This is a genomic window from Rhizobium phaseoli, from assembly GCF_003985125.1.
Taxonomy (GTDB): domain Bacteria; phylum Pseudomonadota; class Alphaproteobacteria; order Rhizobiales; family Rhizobiaceae; genus Rhizobium; species Rhizobium phaseoli.
Genome location: NZ_ML133566.1, coordinates 409,168 through 428,611, shown reverse-complemented (window position 1 = coordinate 428,611; position 19,444 = coordinate 409,168). Strand labels below are relative to the sequence as shown.

Annotated in this window: 18 protein-coding genes; 9 read left to right on the top strand and 9 right to left on the bottom strand. The window is 62.4% G+C overall.

Annotation, left to right across the window (positions count from 1 at the left end):
* Window positions 1–84: 84 nt before the first annotated feature.
* Together EFD56_RS05255 and EFD56_RS05250 are read right to left on the bottom strand one after the other, a co-directional pair.
* Window positions 85–1,605 (bottom strand): ATP-binding protein, encoded by a 1,521-nt coding sequence (locus tag EFD56_RS05255; protein ID WP_004679499.1) that lies wholly within the window; start codon window positions 1,603–1,605, stop codon window positions 85–87.
* Window positions 1,606–1,764: 159 nt separating this feature from the next.
* Window positions 1,765–3,765 (bottom strand): methyl-accepting chemotaxis protein, encoded by a 2,001-nt coding sequence (locus EFD56_RS05250; protein ID WP_037143054.1) that lies wholly within the window; start codon window positions 3,763–3,765, stop codon window positions 1,765–1,767.
* 418 nt (window positions 3,766–4,183) lie between these two features.
* Between EFD56_RS05250 and rpmH the strand changes: the two genes are divergently transcribed.
* The 4 genes from rpmH to yihA all read left to right on the top strand — a co-directional run bounded on the left by rpmH (window position 4,184) and on the right by yihA (window position 7,439).
* Window positions 4,184–4,318 carry a 50S ribosomal protein L34 gene (gene rpmH, locus EFD56_RS05245; RefSeq protein WP_008524438.1) on the top strand — a complete coding sequence of 45 codons (135 nt, stop codon included), beginning with the start codon at window positions 4,184–4,186 and terminating at the stop codon, window positions 4,316–4,318.
* Window positions 4,319–4,339: 21 nt separating this feature from the next.
* Window positions 4,340–4,741, top strand: a complete 402-nt coding sequence (gene rnpA, locus EFD56_RS05240; protein ID WP_004673114.1) for a ribonuclease P protein component — start codon at window positions 4,340–4,342, stop codon at window positions 4,739–4,741.
* On the top strand, window positions 4,741–6,534 hold the full coding sequence (yidC, locus tag EFD56_RS05235; RefSeq protein ID WP_126904866.1) for a membrane protein insertase YidC: 1,794 nt from the start codon (window positions 4,741–4,743) through the stop codon (window positions 6,532–6,534). Before rnpA ends, yidC begins: the two co-directional genes overlap by 1 nt.
* A gap of 251 nt (window positions 6,535–6,785) precedes the next feature.
* Window positions 6,786–7,439, top strand: a complete 654-nt coding sequence (gene yihA, locus EFD56_RS05230) for a ribosome biogenesis GTP-binding protein YihA/YsxC (protein ID WP_016734930.1) — start codon at window positions 6,786–6,788, stop codon at window positions 7,437–7,439.
* Window positions 7,440–7,588: 149 nt separating this feature from the next.
* Here yihA and EFD56_RS05225 read toward each other — a convergent pair whose 3' ends face one another.
* From EFD56_RS05225 to EFD56_RS05215, 3 genes are all read right to left on the bottom strand, one after another.
* Complete coding sequence (locus tag EFD56_RS05225; protein WP_037143050.1) at window positions 7,589–8,143, bottom strand: fasciclin domain-containing protein; 555 nt, start codon at window positions 8,141–8,143, stop codon at window positions 7,589–7,591.
* Window positions 8,144–8,286: 143 nt separating this feature from the next.
* A complete protein-coding gene (locus EFD56_RS05220; RefSeq protein WP_126904865.1) occupies window positions 8,287–9,006 on the bottom strand; it encodes an anti-sigma factor in 720 nt (239 codons plus the stop codon).
* Window positions 9,003–9,542, bottom strand: coding sequence for a sigma-70 family RNA polymerase sigma factor (locus EFD56_RS05215; protein ID WP_085743558.1), 540 nt, complete (start codon window positions 9,540–9,542; stop codon window positions 9,003–9,005). The genes EFD56_RS05220 and EFD56_RS05215 overlap by 4 nt, the downstream gene beginning before the upstream one ends.
* Window positions 9,543–9,687: 145 nt before the next feature.
* Here EFD56_RS05215 and argB point away from each other — a divergent pair, with 145 nt between their 5' ends.
* Both argB and EFD56_RS05205 read left to right on the top strand, forming a co-directional pair.
* Window positions 9,688–10,575 (top strand): acetylglutamate kinase, encoded by an 888-nt coding sequence (argB, locus tag EFD56_RS05210; protein WP_126904864.1) that lies wholly within the window; start codon window positions 9,688–9,690, stop codon window positions 10,573–10,575.
* A gap of 373 nt (window positions 10,576–10,948) precedes the next feature.
* Window positions 10,949–12,097 carry an alpha-hydroxy acid oxidase gene (locus EFD56_RS05205; protein ID WP_126904863.1) on the top strand — a complete coding sequence of 383 codons (1,149 nt, stop codon included), beginning with the start codon at window positions 10,949–10,951 and terminating at the stop codon, window positions 12,095–12,097.
* A 49-nt stretch (window positions 12,098–12,146) separates the two neighbouring features.
* Here the strand turns inward: EFD56_RS05205 and EFD56_RS05200 are convergent, their stop codons facing one another.
* From EFD56_RS05200 to bchE, 3 genes are read right to left on the bottom strand one after another with little or no spacing between them, the layout of a single operon-like run.
* Window positions 12,147–12,917: an isocitrate lyase/PEP mutase family protein gene (locus EFD56_RS05200; protein ID WP_126904862.1), complete on the bottom strand. Its 771-nt coding sequence runs from the start codon at window positions 12,915–12,917 to the stop codon at window positions 12,147–12,149.
* Entirely contained in the window at window positions 12,914–13,987 is a 1,074-nt protein-coding gene (locus EFD56_RS05195) for a bifunctional transcriptional activator/DNA repair enzyme AdaA (protein WP_126904861.1), read from the bottom strand. The genes EFD56_RS05200 and EFD56_RS05195 overlap by 4 nt, the downstream gene beginning before the upstream one ends.
* Window positions 13,988–14,042: 55 nt before the next feature.
* Window positions 14,043–15,572, bottom strand: a complete 1,530-nt coding sequence (gene bchE / locus EFD56_RS05190) for a magnesium-protoporphyrin IX monomethyl ester anaerobic oxidative cyclase (protein ID WP_126904860.1) — start codon at window positions 15,570–15,572, stop codon at window positions 14,043–14,045.
* Window positions 15,573–15,758: 186 nt separating this feature from the next.
* Between bchE and EFD56_RS05185 the strand changes: the two genes are divergently transcribed.
* Together EFD56_RS05185 and EFD56_RS05175 are read left to right on the top strand one after the other, a co-directional pair.
* On the top strand, window positions 15,759–16,475 hold the full coding sequence (locus EFD56_RS05185; protein WP_010008939.1) for a pyrimidine 5'-nucleotidase: 717 nt from the start codon (window positions 15,759–15,761) through the stop codon (window positions 16,473–16,475).
* A 322-nt stretch (window positions 16,476–16,797) separates the two neighbouring features.
* Complete coding sequence (locus EFD56_RS05175; protein WP_126904859.1) at window positions 16,798–17,415, top strand: EF-hand domain-containing protein; 618 nt, start codon at window positions 16,798–16,800, stop codon at window positions 17,413–17,415.
* A gap of 73 nt (window positions 17,416–17,488) precedes the next feature.
* On the opposite strand, the gene EFD56_RS05170 is transcribed toward EFD56_RS05175, so the two are convergent.
* Complete coding sequence (locus tag EFD56_RS05170) at window positions 17,489–18,349, bottom strand: LOG family protein (RefSeq protein ID WP_126904858.1); 861 nt, start codon at window positions 18,347–18,349, stop codon at window positions 17,489–17,491.
* Between the two features lie 193 nt (window positions 18,350–18,542).
* Here EFD56_RS05170 and dapD point away from each other — a divergent pair, with 193 nt between their 5' ends.
* On the top strand, window positions 18,543–19,403 hold the full coding sequence (gene dapD / locus EFD56_RS05165) for a 2,3,4,5-tetrahydropyridine-2,6-dicarboxylate N-succinyltransferase (protein ID WP_064817330.1): 861 nt from the start codon (window positions 18,543–18,545) through the stop codon (window positions 19,401–19,403).
* The last annotated feature ends 41 nt before the right edge of the window (window positions 19,404–19,444 follow it).

Below are 19,444 nucleotides of genomic sequence, written 5' to 3'. Positions count from 1 at the left end.
TAAAGGGTCCTTTCGGACAATGCAAGAGCATTTCTGAAAAAATCGCGTCTTTGCCGGTTTGCAGTCACGGCCGGTGAAAATCCGTCAGTTCTCGCTGTGCGTCCGGTTGCGGTAATCGTCCAGCGAGACCGGGCGATCGGGGATTTCGATGCGGAACTGGGTGCCGACCGTCGGTTTTTCCACAAGCGCGATGGTGCCGCCATGGGCAAGCACCAGTTCGCGGGCAATGGTGAGACCGAGGCCGGTGCCGCCGGAGCGGGCCGAACCGCGGAAAGCGGCAAACAGGTTCTGCCGCGCCTTCAGCGGCATGCCGGGGCCGGTATCGTCCACCGTGATGCTGACGACGCTGCCGACGCGCTGGGCGGAGACAGTGATGCGCCTGACAGCGCCCGGGCCGCCCTCGCCCGGCGCGGTCAGCGCCTGCAGCGCGTTGCGCGTCAAGTTATGAATGACCCGGAAGAGCTGTTCACCATCGGCATCGACCTCGAGATCGGCAGCGAACTGCTCGATGAACTCGATGCCGCTTTGCGGGTCGATCGCCAGCATGTCCCTGACGTCCTGGGTCAGCTCGAGCAGCCGGACATGGCGGCGGCGCGGGGCCGATTCGCTCGCCTTGCCGTAGGACAGCACTTCGGTGGTATAGCCGACCGCCCGGTCGATAGTGCGCAACAGCTTCGGCGCGAAGCTCTTGACCATCGGATCATCGACATCGACCAGCCGGTCCGACATCAGTTGCGCGGAAGCCAAGATATTGCGCATGTCGTGATTGATCTTGGACACGGCGAGGCCAAGGGCCGCCAGGTTCTTCTGCTGCTTCAGCGTCTTCTGCAGCTCCATCTGCATCGAGGTGAGGTTGCGGCCGGCGACCGCCAGCTCGTCGCGGCCGCCGTCACCGATATAGACATGGGCCGGATTTTCAGGATCGGAGGAGAATTGCTGCATGCTGCCGGTCAGCCGGCGAATCGGCCCGATGAGGAGGCGGTTGATCGCAAAGAAGATCAGCGTCGCCGTGAACAGCGAGATCAGCACCGACAGCAGCAGGACGTTGCGGGAATAGGCGAACATCGCCGTGCGCAGCGGCCGGTCCTTCATCACGACCTCGACGCCGACCTTGGTGTCGCCGACCGGGCCATAGACGCGGATCATCCTGCTGCCGCCAAAGATCAGCGTGTCGAGGGCGTCGCGGATCGCCGTCAGCGGCGGCACATCAGTCAGATCGTAGGATTCGTCGACGGAGGTCGGCATGTCTGTTGTCGCCAGCAGCCGCGAGGTGCCTTCCTTGCGCAGCACGATCGCCTTGGTGCCGGTCGCCTCCAGCGTCTCCTTCTGCAGCGCGCGCGGCAGCTCGATCGGCTGCAGCCCATCGATGACGATGGCGGCGGCGGCGGCGGTGTTCAGCCTCTCCTGCAGCCAGCGCAGCCGCATGCTGGCGACCGAGGGAAAGAAGATCAGAATTTCGGCGAGCATGATAAAGACGACGGTGAGCCAGAGCAGCTTGCCGGATAATCCGCCGAACATGCCGGCAGACGGGCACCGCCCCTTGGCGGCCTCGCCGGCCGCCGGGATTTCTGCCGAAGGATCGTTGCCCTGGTTTCGAACCGGCATCTGCGTCTCGCCCGATCGGCGGCACGCAGCCGCCCTCACCGTTGGTGCTCTATATTAGACCAACAGGCTCCGCTTTCAAATCTTTGCGATCAGCGTCACGTCGTCACAAAGAAAACGCCGCCCGCAGGCGGCGCTCGAAGGTGCGTGAAGGGTCGGAGATCAGAACTCTTCCCAGCTCTGTTCGGCCGCGGCCGTATTGCCGCCGCCGAAGGCGCGGGCGACCTTGGCGATCGCCCGGCGGGCGGGCGAGGCGACCGGCTGGCGGTGCGGCTCGTTGCGGACGAGCGCCACGGGTGCCGGCCCATCCGACAGCTTGAAGCGGGCGATGAGGTGCACCAGCCCGTTGGCTTCGGCCGAAAGCCTGTGGGTGGCGGCGGAGGTTTCCTCCACCATCGCGGCGTTCTGCTGGGTCACCTGATCCATCTGATTGACGGCGGTGTTGACCTCCTTGAGGCCGGTCGACTGCTCGACCGCGGCGGTGGCGATCGAATGGATATGATCGTTGATGGCAATGACGCGGGTGCCAATTTCCGACAGCGCCTCGCCGGTTGCCTGGACGAGCTTGACGCCGACCTGGACCTCGTCGCCCGACTTGGTGATCAGCGCCTTGATGTCCTTGGCGGCCGTTGCCGAGCGCTGGGCAAGTTCGCGCACTTCCTGGGCGACCACGGCAAAGCCCTTGCCGGCCTCACCGGCGCGGGCCGCTTCGACACCGGCATTCAGCGCCAGAAGATTGGTCTGGAAGGCGATTTCGTCGATGACATTGATGATCTGGCTGATCTCGCGCGAGGCCTGTTCGATGCGGCCCATCGCCTCGACGGCATTGCGCACGACGACGCCGGAGCGGCCGGCATTTTCCTTGGCTTCCGACACCATGACGGTGGCTTCATGCGCCCGCTCGGTGGAGTTCTGGACGACCGCGGTAATCTGATCGAGCGCGGCGGAGGTCTGCTCGAGGGCGGCGGCCTGCTGCTCGGTGCGCTTCGACAGGTCGTCGCTGGCATTGCGCAGCTCGGCGGTGTTGCCGTTCATCGCTTCCGTCGTCTCGCGCACTTCGCGCATCGTCGCCTGCAGCGTCACGAAGCTGTTGTTGACATTCTGCTGCAGCTCGGCGAAGGCGCCCTGGAAGTTGCCGTTCATCGTCTGGGTGAGGTCGCCTTCGGCAAGGCTTGCGATGACGCGGCGCGTCTCGCCGATGCCGGCATCGACGCTCGACAGCAGCGTGTTGATGTTGCCGGCGAACTGGTTGAGGTTCTCGTCCTGATAATCCTTGTCGATGCGGTGGCTGAAATCGCCGGCTGCAGCCGCGGCGACGACGACCGACATGCTCGACTGCAGATCATCGCTCTTGGCGCGCATCGCCGCTTCCTGGGCGTTCAGGCGCTTGACGGCAAGGCCGTTCTCCTTGAAGACCGCGACTGCGGCGGCCATCTCGCCGATTTCGTCCTTGCGGCCGGCAAACGGAACCTCGGCCTCGAAATTGCCGTCGGCGACCTCCTTGATCGCATGGGTGACGCGCTTGATCGGACGGCTGAGATGGCTGGTGCCGATATAAAAGCCCATGCCGATGCCGACCGCGATGCCGATGCCGGTGATGCCGAGGACGAGCATCAGCACCCAGGAACGGAAGCTCTCGATCTCATCATTGACGGCCTGAAGCGCTGCCTTGTCGGTGGCGACAACGGCATCGATCTCGGCCTGGAATGCCTTGCGGTTGGCGCGGTTGGCGTCATTGTTGCCCTGGGCGCTGGCGGCCTCGGGGCCGACCTCGGTGCCGAGGCGGGCCGTTTCCGTGCGGAAGGTGCGGAATTCGGCGGCGCGTGCGACGAGCTTGGCGAAATTGTCCTTTTCGGCCTCGGGCACGAGCGGCGCCCAGCCGGCGATCACCTTGTCGATTTCGTCGAGGCCGGCCGTCAGGCCCTTGGCGAAGTTCGGCGTATCCTTGATCGACTTGGCCGCGTAAATACCGCGCGATTCCATGACGACGGCGGTGACGAAACGGTTGAGGCGTTCACCGGCATAGGCGCGGGCGGCGGCATGCTCGTAAGCCGTGAGATTGCGGCTGTATTCAGCCATAGCGGACAATGCCGTTGCGCCGATCAGAAGCGCCACCGCGCCCATCACGCAAACCAGCAGATTAATTTTCCCACGGATCTTCAATGCAATGCCTCCTAGCTACGCCACTGCCTGGAAAGCAAATTCCAGCCGATGCGCTGACTATCGGCGAAATTGATTAAAGTTAGATTTCCAATATTTACGATTAAGAGAACAAAACATTGCCGACCCGGCCCTTCCCCGTGGCTTCAAGCCATTGAAATTTCAGGAGATTGAGCTAATCCAGTGCCGAAGTACAACTTCTCGGCGCGAGCCGTCTTTATTAACACCACAATGCGAAAACCGCAGCCGGCGGCGACCGCGCCAGTGAAATTCTCTGGCATAATTGACTTTGCCGGGCTTCATCCGTATAAGCCGCCGCACGTCCGGTCATTCAGGCCTTTCATGGCCCGCCCGTTCGAAAAACAACGCTCCTTGCATCATGCAAATTCAAGAAGGGCCGCACTCCGCGGTGTTTAAATAAATGAAGCGTACCTACCAACCATCCAAGCTTGTTCGCAAGCGTCGCCACGGCTTCCGTGCGCGCATGTCCACGAAGGGTGGCCGCAAGGTCATCGCTGCCCGCCGCGCGCAGGGCCGCAAGCGTCTTTCGGCTTAAGGCCGGGTTGCCCGGTAAGAGATGGCGGGCGAATTGACGACCAGTGAGAAGAAATATGCTGTCGGGCGGCTGAAGAGCCGCCCGCAGTTTCTTGCCGTGCGCGAGGGCGAAAAACGCCGCGGCGGTCTCTTCCTTCTAGAAGTCCTCGACCGGAAGGAACCCGACAGCCAGGCTCGCGTCGGTTTTACAGTCACCAAAAAACATGGCAACGCGGTCGAACGGAACCGCATGCGCCGCCGCCTGAAAGAGGCGGTGCGGCTTCATGCGGGATTTGCAATGCAGCCCGGACACGACTATGTGGTTGTCGCGCGCAGGGACGTGCTTGATGCGTCCTTCCAGGAATTGGCCGCGGAGCTGAAGCTTCGCGTGGAAACCAGGCCGAAACACCGGCGCTCCGGAGACGGGCGCCCCAGGAACGTATGATGGAAAACAACCGCAATTATTTCATTGCGATCGCTCTCTCGGTGCTGATCGTCCTCGGCTGGCAGTTTCTCTATATGAATCCGCGCATCGAGGCCCAGCGCAAGGCGCAGGAAGCCCAGAAGGCGCAGCAGCAGACCGAGCAGGTACAGCAGCCTGCCGCCGGCGGCGCGACGCCGGCCCCGACGAGCGGTACGGCACCTTCCGGTCAGGCCGTCGCAACAGCGACGCTCGAGCAGGCGCTCGCAAAGACCCCGCGCGTTGCCATCGACACTCCCGCCCTTTCCGGCTCGATCAACCTTGCCGGCGCCCGTCTCGACGACCTGAAGCTCAAGGGCTATCACGAGACCGTCGACGACTCGAGCCCGATCATCACCCTGTTCAGCCCGGCCGAGACCAAGGATGGCTACTTCACCGAGCTAGGCTATATCGGCAGCGATGCCACCGGCAGCGTTCCCGGCGCCTCGACGCTGTGGACGGCGCCGGAAGGCGCCGAGCTCACCGAGAAGACACCGGTGACGCTCAGCTATACCAACGACAAGGGCCTGACCTTTACCCGCACGATTTCCGTCGACGAACGCTACATGTTCACGATCGCCGACAAGGTCGCGAACACCGGCCAGGCGCCCGTCTCGCTCTCCTCCTACGGCCGCGTGACACGGTACAACAAGCCGACGACGCCATCGGCCTACGTCCTGCATGAAGGTTTCATCGGCGTCATCGGCGATGACGGCCTGATCGAAAGCAAGTATACCGCCGTCGAGAAGGAAGCCGTGATGCCGGCAAAATCCACCGGCGGCTGGCTCGGCATCACCGATAAATACTGGGCCGCGACCATCGTTCCGCCGCAGGCGTCTGCCTATGAGGCGCGTTTCTCGCATTTTGCCGACGGTCAGCCGCGTTATCAGGCCGACTACAAGGACGATGCCTTCACCGTTGCACCCGGCCAGTCGATCGAGCTGAAGAACCTGGTCTTCGCCGGTGCCAAGGAAGTGCCCGTCATCGACGGTTATGAGGCCAGCTATTCGATCCCGAGGTTCGACCGCCTGATCGACTGGGGCTGGTTCTATTTCATCACCAAGCCGATGTTCAAGCTGATGGATTTCTTCTTCCGCTTCTTCGGCAATTTCGGTGTCGCGATCCTGTGCACCACCATCGTCGTCAAGGCGCTGTTCTTCCCGCTCGCCAGCAAGCAATATGCGTCGATGGCGAACATGAAGCGCATGCAGCCGAAGATGGAAGAGCTGAAGGCGAAGTTCGGCGACGACCGCATGGGCCTGCAGCAGGCAACGATGCAGCTCTACAAGGAAGAGAAGATCAATCCGATCGCCGGCTGCTGGCCGGTGGCGCTGCAGATCCCGATCTTCTTCTCGCTCTACAAGGTGATCTACATCACCATCGAAATGCGCCACGCGCCTTTCTTCGGCTGGATCCAGGACCTTTCGGCGCCCGATCCAACGACGATCGTCAACCTGTTCGGCCTGCTGCCCTTCACGGCGCCGACATTCCTGCATCTCGGGGTCTGGCCGCTGATCATGGGCGTCACCATGTTCCTGCAGATGCGCATGAACCCGACTCCGCCCGATCCGACGCAGGCGATGATCTTCAACTGGATGCCGCTGGTGTTCATGTTCATGCTGGCAAGCTTCCCGGCCGGCCTCGTCATCTACTGGGCCTGGAACAACACGCTCTCGGTGATCCAGCAGTCGGTGATCATGAAGCGCCATGGCGTCAAGATCGAGCTCTTCGACAATCTCAAGGGCCTGTTCCGACGAAAAACGGCGCCATCGAAATGATGCTCTCAAGCCCCGCTCCGGCGGGGCTTTTCATTTCTAGAACAGGATGATTTTAGGCCCGTTCGGCCTAAAATCATCCTGTTCTCAATTAAAGAGTTAGAGCATGATGTCGCCCGAAAACCGCCTACACTTTTCGGCATCATGCTCTGGCCGGCCCGCGACGCGCGGCGCGGACCGCCTGAAAGCTTGACATCCGCCCGTAAAACCACGAAGCCGACAGAAGACCGAACCCTAGGATTGCCGAGCCCCGCATGCCCGAAACCGAAAAGCCGCTCTTCGGCCACCCCTGGATCTTCATCCGCGGCGTCCCGTCGCTCACTTTCCTGCCACCGGAGGGGCCGTCGGAAGTGGCCTTTGCCGGCCGCTCGAATGTCGGCAAATCGTCGTTGATCAATGCACTGGTCGGCCAGAAGGGCCTGGCGCGCACCTCGAACACGCCGGGGCGCACGCAGGAGCTCAATTATTTCGTTCCGGACGGCTATTCCGGCGAAGGCGGCGACCTGCCGCCGATGGCGATCGTCGACATGCCGGGTTACGGCTACGCGCAGGCGCCGAAGGAGCAGGTCGACAAATGGACCAAACTTGTCTTCGATTACCTGCGCGGCCGCGCGACGCTGAAGCGCGTCTACGTGCTGATCGACAGCCGCCACGGCATCAAGAAGAATGACGAGGACGTGCTCACCCTGCTCGACAAGGCCGCCGTCTCCTATCAGCTGGTGCTGACCAAGACCGACAAGATCAAGGCGCCGGCCGTGCCGAAGCTGCTGGCCGAGACGGCGGACAAGATCCGCAAGCGGCCGGCCGCCTATCCCGCCGTGCTCTCCACCTCGTCCGAAAAGGGCGACGGGCTCGATGATCTGCGCCAGGCGATCGCGCAAACCGTCGGCATCGCAAACTGGAAATAAAGGGGGCGCCCCGAAGCGCGCCCCGCCTCTGCCGATACTGAAGCGCGTCGCATCAAACTTGATTGATGCGACGCGCTTTAACTCTTGTTTTGATGCATGTCGTTCTCCCGGAACCGCGGCACACTTCCGGGCGACAGGCATTAGTGATCTTACATTTTCGGCAGCAGCACCTTGTCGACGACGTGGATGACGCCGTTCGACTGTTTGACGTCGGCGATCGTCACATGTGCGACATCGCCGTTTTCGTCGGTCAGGGTGATCTTGCCCATGTCTTGCCGGGCTCTGATGACGCAGCCGCCGACGGTCTTGATGTCGTGTTCGCCGCCGTCAGCCTTGATCATCTTGGCGACGGTCTTGGCCATCGCGTCGGCAGCCACGACATGGCAGGTCAGAACCTTGGTCAGCGTCGCCTTGTTTTCCGGCTTCAGCAGCGTCTCGACGGTGCCTTTCGGCAGCGCCGCGAAAGCTTCGTTGGTCGGCGCAAAGACGGTGAAGGGGCCTTTGCCCTCGAGTGTACCGACCAGGCCGGCGGCCTTGACGGCAGCAACCAGCGTCGTGTGATCCTTGGAATTCATGGCATTTTCGATGATGTTCTTGCTGTCGAACATCGCGGCGCCGCCAACGATCGGGTTCTTGGCGGCGGCAAAGGCGGCAGCGGACAGGACGGTGGCGAGCGCGAAACCGCGCAACAGGGACTTGATCATGATTTTCTCCTCACCGGACACCATCCGCGGGGCCTTATGCCTGAGCGTCGTCCGGATATGTCGAACTACGGAGGTTCGCGCCGAAGAGTTTCAGACAGGAGAAAATGATTTTACGGCCGGCGACTGAGAATGCCGGCGCCTGCTTATGGCCGGCGCACGGTGCCGCTTGCAACGATCTGGCCGGTTGCCTGTCCGGTCGGCGAGCCGCCGAACGGTTCGAGGCTGACGGCAAGGGTTGCGCCATCCGTGACATGGCTGCGCAGTTCGGCGGGAATGACGAGCTCGCCGCTTTCGCCGGGCTGGAAGACGCCGAGCGACTTCGGTAGGCCGCTGCCCGGCACGAGCCAAAGCTCCAGCGATTTCTCCTCCGGCTTGCCGGCAGCGACCGGCACGATCTTCAGCCGGCCGCTTTGCAGCTCGTAGGAGGCGCGGAGATTGATCGCGTTGTTTTCACCCGAAAGCTCGGCCACCAAAGGTGTCGGTCCCTCGGGCTGCGGCACCACGCCGGAGGCGAAGATGACGGCGCTGACGGCGACGACGATGCAGGCGAAGGCCAGCGAGCGCCAGAAGACCGCCGAATTCCACAGTCCCTGCGAGAAGGAGGCGGGCTTGCCGGCGTCACCGAACAGCCGGGACTCGATCTGCTTGAAGGTTTCCCGGTTCGGCGCAACACCGTCATATTCGTCGTTGAAGGCGGAGAGATTGGCTTCCCAGCGGCTGACGATCGCCGCAAATGGGCGATCGTGGCGCATGCGCTCTTCCACCACCCGGCGATCCTGCAGCGACAGCACGCCCAAAACATATTCGCCGGCGAGAACCTCGTCTCGGGAGCGGTCTCCCTTGCTTTTATCGGGCGATGTCATCGTTCCATGCACTCTCTCAGTTTCAAGAGGCTGCGCCTGAGCCAGGTCCGCATCGTGTTCAGCGGAACGCCAAACTGATCGGCCAGTTCCTGATAGCTCAGCCCTTCGACATAAGCCCGTTTCACGGCGACCGCACGATCAGCTTCCAACTCTTCCATGCAGGTGTCAATCCGCCTTCCTTCATCCTTCGTCACTGTCTGCCTTTCCGGGTCTGGCGCGGCATCGGCAAGATCGTAAGCGCTGTCGAGTTCGTCGGCGACGGGCTTGCGCGCGCGCAGCAGATCGATCGACCGGTTGCGGGCAATTGCCGAAAGCCATGCCGAGGATGAGCCCGAGGCCGCCTGGAAGCTGCGGGCGCGTTGCCAGATGCTGATATAGACCTCCTGCAGCGCTTCCTCGGCCTCCCCCCGGTCCTTCAAGATACGCAGGCAGATGGCTAAAAGTTTCGGTGCGGTCTGGTTGTAGAGGGCAACGAATGCCGTGCGGTCGCCGAGCGCGACCCGGCCGATCAGTTCCTTGATCTCATCGCCTTGCATGCCGTTCCTCATATCGTGTTGCGCCGGACGGCCGGGCCGAATTGCCCGGTCTTTGCGCCACATACGAAAAACTATTGCGTTCTGGATTATTCCCTCTGTCAGAAACTTGCGATAAAAGGCCGCGATCAATTCCTGCGGGGTTCCCATGAACGAGTCCGAAAGCGAAATCCAGGCACGTCTTCTCGCCCAGGCGCTGCCCTTCATGCAGCGTTATGAGAACAAGACGATCGTGGTGAAATACGGCGGTCACGCCATGGGCAATCCCGAGCTCGGCAAGGCCTTTGCCAGCGACATCGCGCTTCTGAAGCAGTCGGGCGTCAACCCGATCGTCGTTCACGGCGGCGGCCCGCAGATCGGCGCCATGCTGAACAAGATGGGCATCGAATCGAAATTCGAGGGCGGGCTGCGTGTCACCGACCAAAAGACGGTCGAGATCGTCGAGATGGTGCTTGCCGGTTCGATCAACAAGGAGATCGTCGCGCTGATCAACCAGACCGGCGAATGGGCAATCGGCCTTTGCGGCAAGGACGGCAACATGGTCTTCGCCGAAAAGGCGCGCAAGACCATCAAGGATCCGGATTCCAACATCGAGCGCGTGCTCGACCTTGGTTTCGTCGGCGAGGTGGTCGAGGTCGACCGCACGCTGCTCGATCTGCTTGCCCGCTCGGAAATGATCCCGGTCATCGCCCCAGTCGCCCCCGGCCGCGACGGCGCGACCTATAATATCAACGCCGACACCTTCGCCGGCGCCATCGCCGGGGCGCTGAACGCCACCCGCCTGCTGTTCCTGACCGACGTGCCCGGCGTGCTCGACAAGAACAGCCAACTCATCAAGGAGCTTTCCGTCGCCGAAGCGCATGCGCTGATCGCCGACGGCACGATCTCCGGCGGCATGATCCCGAAGGTCGAGACCTGCATCGACGCGATCAAGGCCGGCGTCCAGGGCGTCGTCATCCTGAACGGCAAGACCGCCCATTCCGTCCTGCTCGAGATCTTCACCGAACACGGCATCGGCACGCTGATCGTTCCCTGATCGAATATATCGCCGGCATTCAAGAGAGCCTCACCCTGAGGTGCCCCGGATGGGCCTCGAAGGGCGGGGCGGGTGCGCTGGCGGTCGATGCGTGCAAGGAGCGATGCTGCGGCGTGTCCTTCGAGGCTTCGCCCTGCGGGCTACGCACCTCAGGATGAGGGATGTCGGAGGATGCCGCGCCGAGGCAGAGGCTGGAGAGAGACGGCAGCCTATGGATGAGGTGCGTCGAGGCGCCGCGGATCATTATCCTCCTGCAAACCCACCAAGCCGCAATATCCACGCGACAGGTCGCAAATCGCACGATCTAGACTTGGCAAGATTTCGAATCGTGCTTTAGGTTGCGCCCCGAGAACTTAACGGGTCGAGCAAACAGATGCGCCTTACAGACTGCTATAATTTTCACGATTTCCGGCGCATGGCCAAACGACGGCTTCCCGGGCCGATCTTCGATTATATCGATGGTGCCGCCGATGACGAGGTGACCTATCGGCGCAATACCGCGGCCTTCGAGGCTTGCGATCTGGTGCCCAATGTTTTGCGCGGGGTGGCCGAGGTCGACATGTCGGTGACGGTCATGGGGCAGAAGCTGGCCATGCCGGTCTATTGCTCGCCGACGGCGCTGCAGCGGCTGTTTCACCATCAGGGGGAGCGGGCGGTCGCGGCGGCGGCAGCCAAACACGGCACGATGTTCGGCGTCTCGTCGCTCGGCACGATCAGCCTGGAGGAAGCCCGCCAAATCAGCGCCGGGCCGCAGGTCTATCAGTTCTATTTCCACAAGGATCGCGGCCTCAACCACGAGATGATGGCGCGGGCGAAAAATGCCGGCGTGCAGGCGATGATGCTGACGGTCGACAGCATCACCGGCGGCAACCGCGAGCGCGACAAGCGCACCGGTTTTGCCATTCCCTTCAAGCTCAATCTCGCCGGCATGACCCAGTTTGCGATCAAACCCTCCTGGGCGATCGACTGGCTGACGCATGAGCGCTTCCGGCTGCCGCAGCTCGAAAACCACGTCAAGATGGATGGCGGGGCGCTATCGATCAGCCGCTACTTCACCGAAATGCTCGATCCCTCGATGTCGTGGGACGACGTGGCGGAGATGGTGCGCGCCTGGGGCGGGCATTTCTGCCTGAAGGGCATCATGTCGGTCGAAGACGCCAAACGCGCCGTCGAAATCGGCTGCACCGGCATCGTGCTGTCCAATCATGGCGGGCGCCAGCTCGATGGCTCGCGCAGCGCCTTCGATCAGCTTGCAGAGATCGTCGATGCCGTCGGCGACCGGATCGACGTGATGATGGATGGCGGCGTACAGCGGGGCACGCATGTTCTGAAAGCCTTGTCGCTGGGGGCGAAGGCCGTCGGGCTCGGCCGCTACTATCTCTTCCCGCTTGCCGCCGCCGGACGGCCCGGCGTCGAAAGGGCGCTGGAGACGATGCGCACCGAGATCGAACGCGGCATGAAGCTGATGGGCTGCACCTCCGTCGACCAGCTGACGCGGCGCAATCTGCGCTTCCGTTCGTGAGGTCATTTTCGGGCCGCAGCCTTTCATGCGGCTGCGGCCCGCAAACATCTCAGAGCTGGCTGTAAACCGCCGCCGCCTCCTGCTTCAATTTTTCCATCATCGAGCGGTAGGGCCCCGGCCCGTAGCTGATGCGGCCGACACCGAGCCGTGCCAGGGTTTTCACATCGGGCGCACCTGCCCGCATCATGACATTGACCGGCAGCGACGATGCCGCGCAGATCTTTTCGATCAAACCGGGGTCGATCAGGCCGGGCACGAAGAAGCCGTTGCCGCCGGCGGCGGCATAGGCCCTGCCCCGCGCAATCGCCTCGTCCACCAGACCGGCATGTTTGGCAAGATCGCTCTCGGCCAGGAAGAGATCGGTGCGGGCGTTGATGAAGAAGGGGATGTCCTTGCCGTCGGCCATGGCGCGAATGGCGCGGATGCGGGCCGCCTGGCTCTCGACGGGATAGAGCCCCTCGCCGGCAACGACCCGATCTTCGAAATTGATGCCGACAGCGCCGACCTCGACCAGCCTGGCGACGTTGGCCGCCGCACCTTCGGGCTCCGCCGAATAGGCGCCTTCGAAATCGACCGAAAGCGGCAGGTCGACGAAATCGGTGATGGATTTCGCCGTCTCGACCAGCACCGACATCGGCAGCTTCTCGCCGTCGGCATAACCGTGGGCCGCGGCGACCGACCAGCTTCCCGTCGCCAGCGCCTTGGCGCCGGCTTCTGCCACCGCCTTCGCGGTGCCGGCATCCCAGATATTGTAAAGGACGATCGGATTGCCCTTCTGGTGAAGCGCGTGGAATGCCCTGACCTTTTCAGTCTGGTTCATGCTGTCTCCTCCATCGTTGTTTGCGTGCTGATTCTCTCTTCATGCCGCAGCAGCCATTGCTTGCGCCAGAGGCCGCCGCCGTAGCCGGTCAGCGACCCGTCCGCGCCGAGGACACGATGGCAGGGCACGATGATGGCCAGCTGGTTGGCGCCATTGGCGCGGCCGACGGCACGCACCACCTCCGGCCTCTTCATCTCCCTGGCGAGATCGCCATAGGCGCGCGTCTCACCGACGGGGATCTCCATCAGCTTTGCCCAGACATGTTTTTCGAAGGGCGTGCCGCCGAGCGCCAACGGCGTCCTGAAGACGCTGAGCCGGCCCTCGAAATAATCCCGGATCTCCGCCTCGATCTGATCGATGACCGGGGTGCGGCCGATCGCGACCGAGGAGCGGACCCGTCTCTGCAGCGCTTCGAGCTCGGCCGGCAGCGCCTTGCGATCGTGAAATTCGAGAAGATGCAGATGCGTCTTGTCGGCAACCGCGATCATCGGCCCGAGCGGGGTGTCGAACCAATCGGCAAAGAGCAGTTCGCGGTTCTGCGACAGACCCGGCGCCTTGCCGACGAGCCGCTGGAATGCCGTGCGAAAGCCGCTTGGCGATTCGTATCCGGCGTCGATCTGCGCATCGATGACACGCGCCCCGGCGGCGAGCTGCCTGGCCGCCTCGCCAAGCCTGATGTAACGGACGATATCGTGGAAGGTCATGCCGAGCGCCCGCTTGAAGGCGCGGCGCACCGTCGAGGGATCGTGGCCGCGGCGAACGAGTTCGTCTTCGCTCCAGCGGATCTCCGGCTCCTCCTCGAGCCGGGCGAGCAAGGCGTCGACGATCGGCTCCCGGCCCGGCTGCTCCAGCGGCCTGCAGCGCCGGCAGGGGCGAAAGCCGGAATGCATGCAGGCGGCGATCGTCTCGAAGAACAGGGTGTTTTCCCGCTTCGGCTTGCGCGCCGGGCAGGTCAGCCGGCAGAAGACGCCCGTCGTCTTGACGCAGACATAGGCCTGACCCTCATAATCGGCGCTGCGCGCGATCAGGGCGTCATAGAGCGTGTCATCATCGGGGCGTTCGAACAGCATGTCCGCTTTCTAGCATCCCGTGCCGGCCGCGTCCGCCGAAAATCGGGCGTCTATTTTATTCCGCCGCATCGAGGCTTTTTATATGCCGCTGCGGGCGCAGCATCGACTCCTCCTCGGCATCCTGTGGCGCGCCCCAGAAATTCTCGAGCGTCGGGCCGTCCTTCAGATGGCGGCGGCGAAAAAGAAATTCGAGGATCTCATGAAACCAGACGCGGCGGCCCATCTCAGTGTACCAGCGCATCGAATGGCGCTGCTCGCGGTCGCGATGGAAGAGGATGCGCATCAGCGCCTTCGGCCGCGCCTGGACCGCCACCTCGATGAGCTTGACGCAGACGACCAGCACGAACGGGTGGAGGTACCGCATCTTCAAGACCTGATGCTTGTAATCCCATTTGCGGATATCGGTCTCGATCACCTGACGGTCGCGGGCGATACGGAAGAAGGGTGTCCAGCGATGCGGGGTGACGTAAAGCGCCTGGATCTGATCGGGATCGTAGGAGAGCAATTGCCGGAAGCCGCGCCAGAGATCGCTGAGCTTCTCCTCTTCGAAACCGACGACCCAGGTCGCCATCGAGAGGATATCGTGTTGACGCAGAAGCCGGATTGCCTCCCTGTCGGTTGTTTTGGCTCCGCCCTTCTTGATCAGCGCCAGGGTTGCCTCATCGGTGTTTTCCATGCCGAGCAGCCAGCGCACGACACCGGCCTTGCGATAAAGGTGCAGGATATCGGCGTCGCGGACGATATCGTCCGCGCGCGTCGAGCCGACGATCTGCACCGGTACATTCTCGGCGATCATCGCTTCGAGGAATGCCAGCCAGGCCCTGCGCGACGAGGTCGGGTTCTCGTCGGCAAGATTGATGAGCTCGACACCCTGTTGGCGATGGAGCCTGGCGATCTCGCGGGCAAACAGCTCCGGCGAGCGGTGACGCCAGCGGGTCCAGAAGCCGCGCTGGCCGCAATAATTGCAAAGATGCGGACAGCCGCGGGAGAACTGCATCACGACCGCCCGCTTGCCACCCCAATAGCTGTAGCGGGCATGGTCGATCAGTTCCCAGCCGATGCGATAGCCATCGAGATCGGCGATCGCCTGCGCCGGCCGGGTTGCGTGGATTTCGCCGTGGCCATCGCGATAGGCAATGCCGGCAACGGCATCAAGCGGGCGATTGGCGGCGAGCGCCTCGGCGAGGCGCCGCATCGTTTCCTCGCCCTCGCCGCGCACGAGGATATCGAATGCCTCGGTCTCGGCCAGCACCTCCCGCCAGTGGTAGGTGGGGAAGACACCGCCATAGACGATGCGGATCGCAGGATCGCTGCGCTTGATCGCCTCTGCGATCGCGCGGGCAGTCGGATGGGCCGACGTCGAGCCGGAATGGCCGATCAGCACCAGATCCGGTCCGTTCGCCGTGATCCGGTTGACGATGTCCACAATCGTCATCGGTCCGAACTCTGCATCGATGAGGCTGACATCGTGACCGCCATCGATCAGCGGGCCTGCGACCGAGAGAAGGCCGAGCGGTGGAAGGTGATCATCGGGAATACGGCTGCCGATTGCGGTATGCGGCGGATTGATCAGAACGATCTTCATGCGACTTCGCCCTTGCGGGTCCCCCTGTCTGACGCAGGCAGAAAGTCACCAGCGATCCATGGCGATATTCCGCCAGAATCTCTTTAAAGTTGTGAAAATCTGGCGGCATTTTTAAGAAGCCGGCGGGAAACCGGACACTTGAGCAAAAGCCTTTGGTTTCCCACGGCAGCCATGCCATAAGACCGCATGACAAAGATCGACCGCACCCCCGAAAAAGCCGATTTCGACCACGTTACCGACTGGGTTTTCGACCTCGACAACACGCTCTATCCGCATCATGTCAATCTCTTCGCGCAGATCGACCGGAACATGACGTCCTATGTCGCCGCGCTCTTACAGATGGAGCGGGAAGAGGCGCGCAAGCTGCAGAAGCAATATTATCTCGAGCACGGGACGACGCTGCAGGGTCTGATGATCCATCACGGCATCGATCCGAACGACTTTCTCGAAAAGGCGCATGCCATCGATTATTCGGCGCTGATGCCGCAGCCCGAACTCGGGCAGGCGATCAAGGCGCTGCCGGGGCGTAAATTCATTTTCACCAACGGCAGCGTCAAACATGCGGAGATGACCGCAGGAGCGCTCGGCATTCTCGAGCATTTCGACGATATCTTCGACATTGTCGCCGCCGATTACGTGCCGAAACCGGCGCAGGCGACCTATGACAAGTTTGCGGCGCTGAAACGCGTCGACACCGGCAAGGCGGCGATGTTCGAGGATCTGCCGCGCAATTTGACGGTGCCGAAAGCGCTCGGCATGCAGACCGTTCTGCTCGTGCCGCGCAATCTGGAAGAGACGGTCGTCGAGTGGTGGGAAAAGACCAGCGGCGAGGAGGATCACATCGATTTCGTCACCGACGATCTCGTTGCATTTCTCGGCAAGGTGACCAGATCCGGCGGCTAGAGAGCTTTTCCTGGTTAGATTGAAGCATTCTGTTGGCTCAAACGGAGTCGGATGGTCGACCGGCCAGCGCGCGTCGTAGCCCAGCTCTACGGCCAAGCCGGCCGGTCGATCGGCCGGCCCGTTTCAGCCAACCCTCCCGCAGATTTGCCAAGCAAATCTGCAAGACTTGGGAATCGCCGGCAGAATGCTTCAATCTAACCAGGAAAAGCTCTACCGGTGACCTTACCAAAGTTTCACCCAGCTTACCGATGTTTAACTGGGTCTTTTCAGCCCGCTGCCATAGCCTCTTTCGTCAAGGGACGCCTTACGAAAGGGAAACACGATGTACCGCAACAAGCTGATACTGGCAGCGCTCTCCTCCGTCCTCGTATTCGGCGCAGCCGCCGGGACAAGCTTTGCCGCACCTGGCAACGGGCCGCGTCCGCATCATGCCGGCATGGACGGTCCGGGCCGCGACGCCTTCCTCGAAATCACCTATGTCCGCATGCTCAAGGAGTTCGACGCGAACAAGGACGGAAAGGTCTCCAAGGAGGAAGCGACCAGCGGCCTCGACAAGGTCTTCGCCGCGATCGACACCAACAATGACGGCTCGCTGACGCCAGGGGAAATCCGCCAGTACCGGCAGACGCAGCTGCAGGCGATGAAAGATCAGCACAAGCAGGAGGCGGGCGGCGAAAAGGACGCGAGCGCGGCGCCCGACATGCCGGATAACGAGGCCGGGCGGCCGCCCCGCGACGGGCATGACGGCCATCACTGGATGCGCCATGGCGGCAGCTTCATGCGCGCCTCGATGATGATGCGCCGGGTCGACACCGATGAGAACGGCCAGATCTCCAAACAGGAAGCGGTTGCCGCCTTTGACAAGCTGTTCACCCGCATGGACCGCAACAAGGACGGCGTCATCTCGATCGACGACATGCCGGACCGGCCGCTCCTGTAAGGCTCGCCGAACCATTGCCCTCTTTCCCCGCTCCGGCGGGGAAAGACCATAGTTACGACGCGTGGCCCTCTGCTTAGTGCTCGTAGAAATCCTGGACGATCTTCCAGGCGGCGTCGGCGGTGTCGACAAAGCTGATCAGCTTGACGTCATCGGGCGCGATCGTGCCGAATTCGGCCAAGGCCTCGAAATCGATGATGCGGCGCCAGAAGGCCTCGCCGAACAGGATCAGCGGCAGCCGCTCCATGCGGCCGGTCTGGATCAGCGTCAGGCATTCGAAGAATTCGTCGAGTGTTCCGAAACCACCGGGAAAGACCGCGATCGCCTTGGCACGCACCATGAAATGCATCTTGCGAATGGCGAAATAGTGGAAGTTGAAGCTGAGCTCCGGCGTTACATAGGCGTTCGGCGCCTGCTCATGCGGCAGCACGATGTTGAGGCCGATCGAGGGGGCGCCCTCATCGGCCGCGCCGCGATTGCCCGCTTCCATGACGCCGGGACCACCGCCGGTGACAATGACATATTCCTGGAAATCGAAGCTCGCCGAATATTTCGAGCAGAGCCGGGCGAATTTGCGCGCCTCGTCATAATAGACGGACGCCGCTTCCAGATTGGCGCGCTGGATGTCGTTGCGCGCCGCCCAGGCGCTCTGGCCGGGGGCGGGAATGCGGGCGCCGCCGAACATGACGACGGTCGAGCGGATGCCGCGTTCCGTCAGCATCATCTCGGTCTTCAAGAGTTCCAGCTGCAGGCGGATCGGCCGCAGCTCCTCGCGGCAAAGAAAATCCTCGTCGACATAGGCAAGGCGATAGGCCGGCGACATCGTCTGCGGCGTCTTCGGCACGGCCTGCGCCCGCTGCCTGTCGGTCGAACTGCTTTTCAGCGGGTCCCATACGCCATCCTTGCGCCTCGAACCGCCGTTTCGTCCCTTCGCCATGTCGAAATGCCTTTCAGTACTGCCGGCCTTAGTGCCGGATATGTCGCGATAACGCCTTGAAACCAGATCGATCCTGCCCGAAAAATAATTCCATTCCACGGGCGCATGCTGTAGAGCAGGACGCAATCCCGCCAACCGCAATTCCGGAGACTGCGCCGTCTCCACGATAAAGATCGAAGTTTAAGGAATTCCCATGAGCGCCACCGACCTCGCATCCCTCGAAAAGACCATCGAAGCCGCCTTCGACAATCGTGATAATGTGAACATGTCGACGAAAGGCGAGGTTCGCGATGCGGTCGAAGCAGCGCTCAGCCTGCTCGATGAAGGCAAGGCACGTGTCGCCGAACGCGGTGCCGACGGCGTCTGGACGGTCAATCAGTGGCTGAAGAAGGCCGTGCTTCTCTCCTTCCGCCTCAATGACATGGAGGTGGTCAAGGGCGGCTCGGGCAATTCCACCTGGTGGGACAAGGTTCCCTCGAAGTTCGAGAACTGGGGCGAGAACCAGTTCCGCGCCGCCGGCTTCCGCGCCGTTCCCAACTGCGTCGTGCGCCGCTCGGCCTATATCGCGCCGAACGCCATCCTGATGCCATCCTTCGTCAATCTCGGCGCCTATGTCGGCGAAGGCACGATGGTTGATACCTGGGCGACGGTCGGTTCCTGCGCCCAGATCGGCAAACATGTGCATCTGTCCGGCGGCGTCGGCATCGGCGGCGTGCTGGAGCCGATGCAGGCCGGCCCGACGATCATCGAGGACAACTGCTTCATCGGCGCCCGTTCGGAAGTGGTCGAAGGCTGCATCATCCGTGAGGGCTCGGTGCTCGGCATGGGTGTTTACATAGGCAAGTCGACCAAGATCGTAGACCGCGCCACCGGTGAGGTCATGTACGGCGAAGTGCCGCCCTATTCCGTCGTCGTCGCCGGTTCGATGGCCTCGGCCAATGCGACAATGGCAAACGGCCTGCCGGCACCCCATCTCTATTGCGCCGTCATCGTCAAGCGCGTCGACGAACAGACCCGTTCCAAGACCGGCATCAACGAGCTGCTCAGAGATTGATGACACCGGCACATTGATCCGGTAAACAGACGGCGTCTTTT

What these genes read in the sequence shown, in the direction of transcription:
- EFD56_RS05255 (WP_004679499.1), bottom strand. Translation starts at nt 1,605, where the DNA reads ATGCCGGTTCGAAACCAGGGCAACGATCCTTCGGCAGAAATCCCGGCG.
- rpmH (WP_008524438.1), top strand. Translation starts at nt 4,184, where the DNA reads ATGAAGCGTACCTACCAACCATCCAAGCTTGTTCGCAAGCGTCGCCAC.
- rnpA (WP_004673114.1), top strand. Translation starts at nt 4,340, where the DNA reads ATGGCGGGCGAATTGACGACCAGTGAGAAGAAATATGCTGTCGGGCGG.
- yidC (WP_126904866.1), top strand. Translation starts at nt 4,741, where the DNA reads ATGGAAAACAACCGCAATTATTTCATTGCGATCGCTCTCTCGGTGCTG.
- yihA (WP_016734930.1), top strand. Translation starts at nt 6,786, where the DNA reads ATGCCCGAAACCGAAAAGCCGCTCTTCGGCCACCCCTGGATCTTCATC.
- EFD56_RS05225 (WP_037143050.1), bottom strand. Translation starts at nt 8,143, where the DNA reads ATGATCAAGTCCCTGTTGCGCGGTTTCGCGCTCGCCACCGTCCTGTCC.
- EFD56_RS05220 (WP_126904865.1), bottom strand. Translation starts at nt 9,006, where the DNA reads ATGACATCGCCCGATAAAAGCAAGGGAGACCGCTCCCGAGACGAGGTT.
- EFD56_RS05215 (WP_085743558.1), bottom strand. Translation starts at nt 9,542, where the DNA reads ATGCAAGGCGATGAGATCAAGGAACTGATCGGCCGGGTCGCGCTCGGC.
- argB (WP_126904864.1), top strand. Translation starts at nt 9,688, where the DNA reads ATGAACGAGTCCGAAAGCGAAATCCAGGCACGTCTTCTCGCCCAGGCG.
- EFD56_RS05205 (WP_126904863.1), top strand. Translation starts at nt 10,949, where the DNA reads ATGCGCCTTACAGACTGCTATAATTTTCACGATTTCCGGCGCATGGCC.
- EFD56_RS05200 (WP_126904862.1), bottom strand. Translation starts at nt 12,917, where the DNA reads ATGAACCAGACTGAAAAGGTCAGGGCATTCCACGCGCTTCACCAGAAG.
- EFD56_RS05195 (WP_126904861.1), bottom strand. Translation starts at nt 13,987, where the DNA reads ATGCTGTTCGAACGCCCCGATGATGACACGCTCTATGACGCCCTGATC.
- bchE (WP_126904860.1), bottom strand. Translation starts at nt 15,572, where the DNA reads ATGAAGATCGTTCTGATCAATCCGCCGCATACCGCAATCGGCAGCCGT.
- EFD56_RS05185 (WP_010008939.1), top strand. Translation starts at nt 15,759, where the DNA reads ATGACAAAGATCGACCGCACCCCCGAAAAAGCCGATTTCGACCACGTT.
- EFD56_RS05175 (WP_126904859.1), top strand. Translation starts at nt 16,798, where the DNA reads ATGTACCGCAACAAGCTGATACTGGCAGCGCTCTCCTCCGTCCTCGTA.
- EFD56_RS05170 (WP_126904858.1), bottom strand. Translation starts at nt 18,349, where the DNA reads ATGGCGAAGGGACGAAACGGCGGTTCGAGGCGCAAGGATGGCGTATGG.
- dapD (WP_064817330.1), top strand. Translation starts at nt 18,543, where the DNA reads ATGAGCGCCACCGACCTCGCATCCCTCGAAAAGACCATCGAAGCCGCC.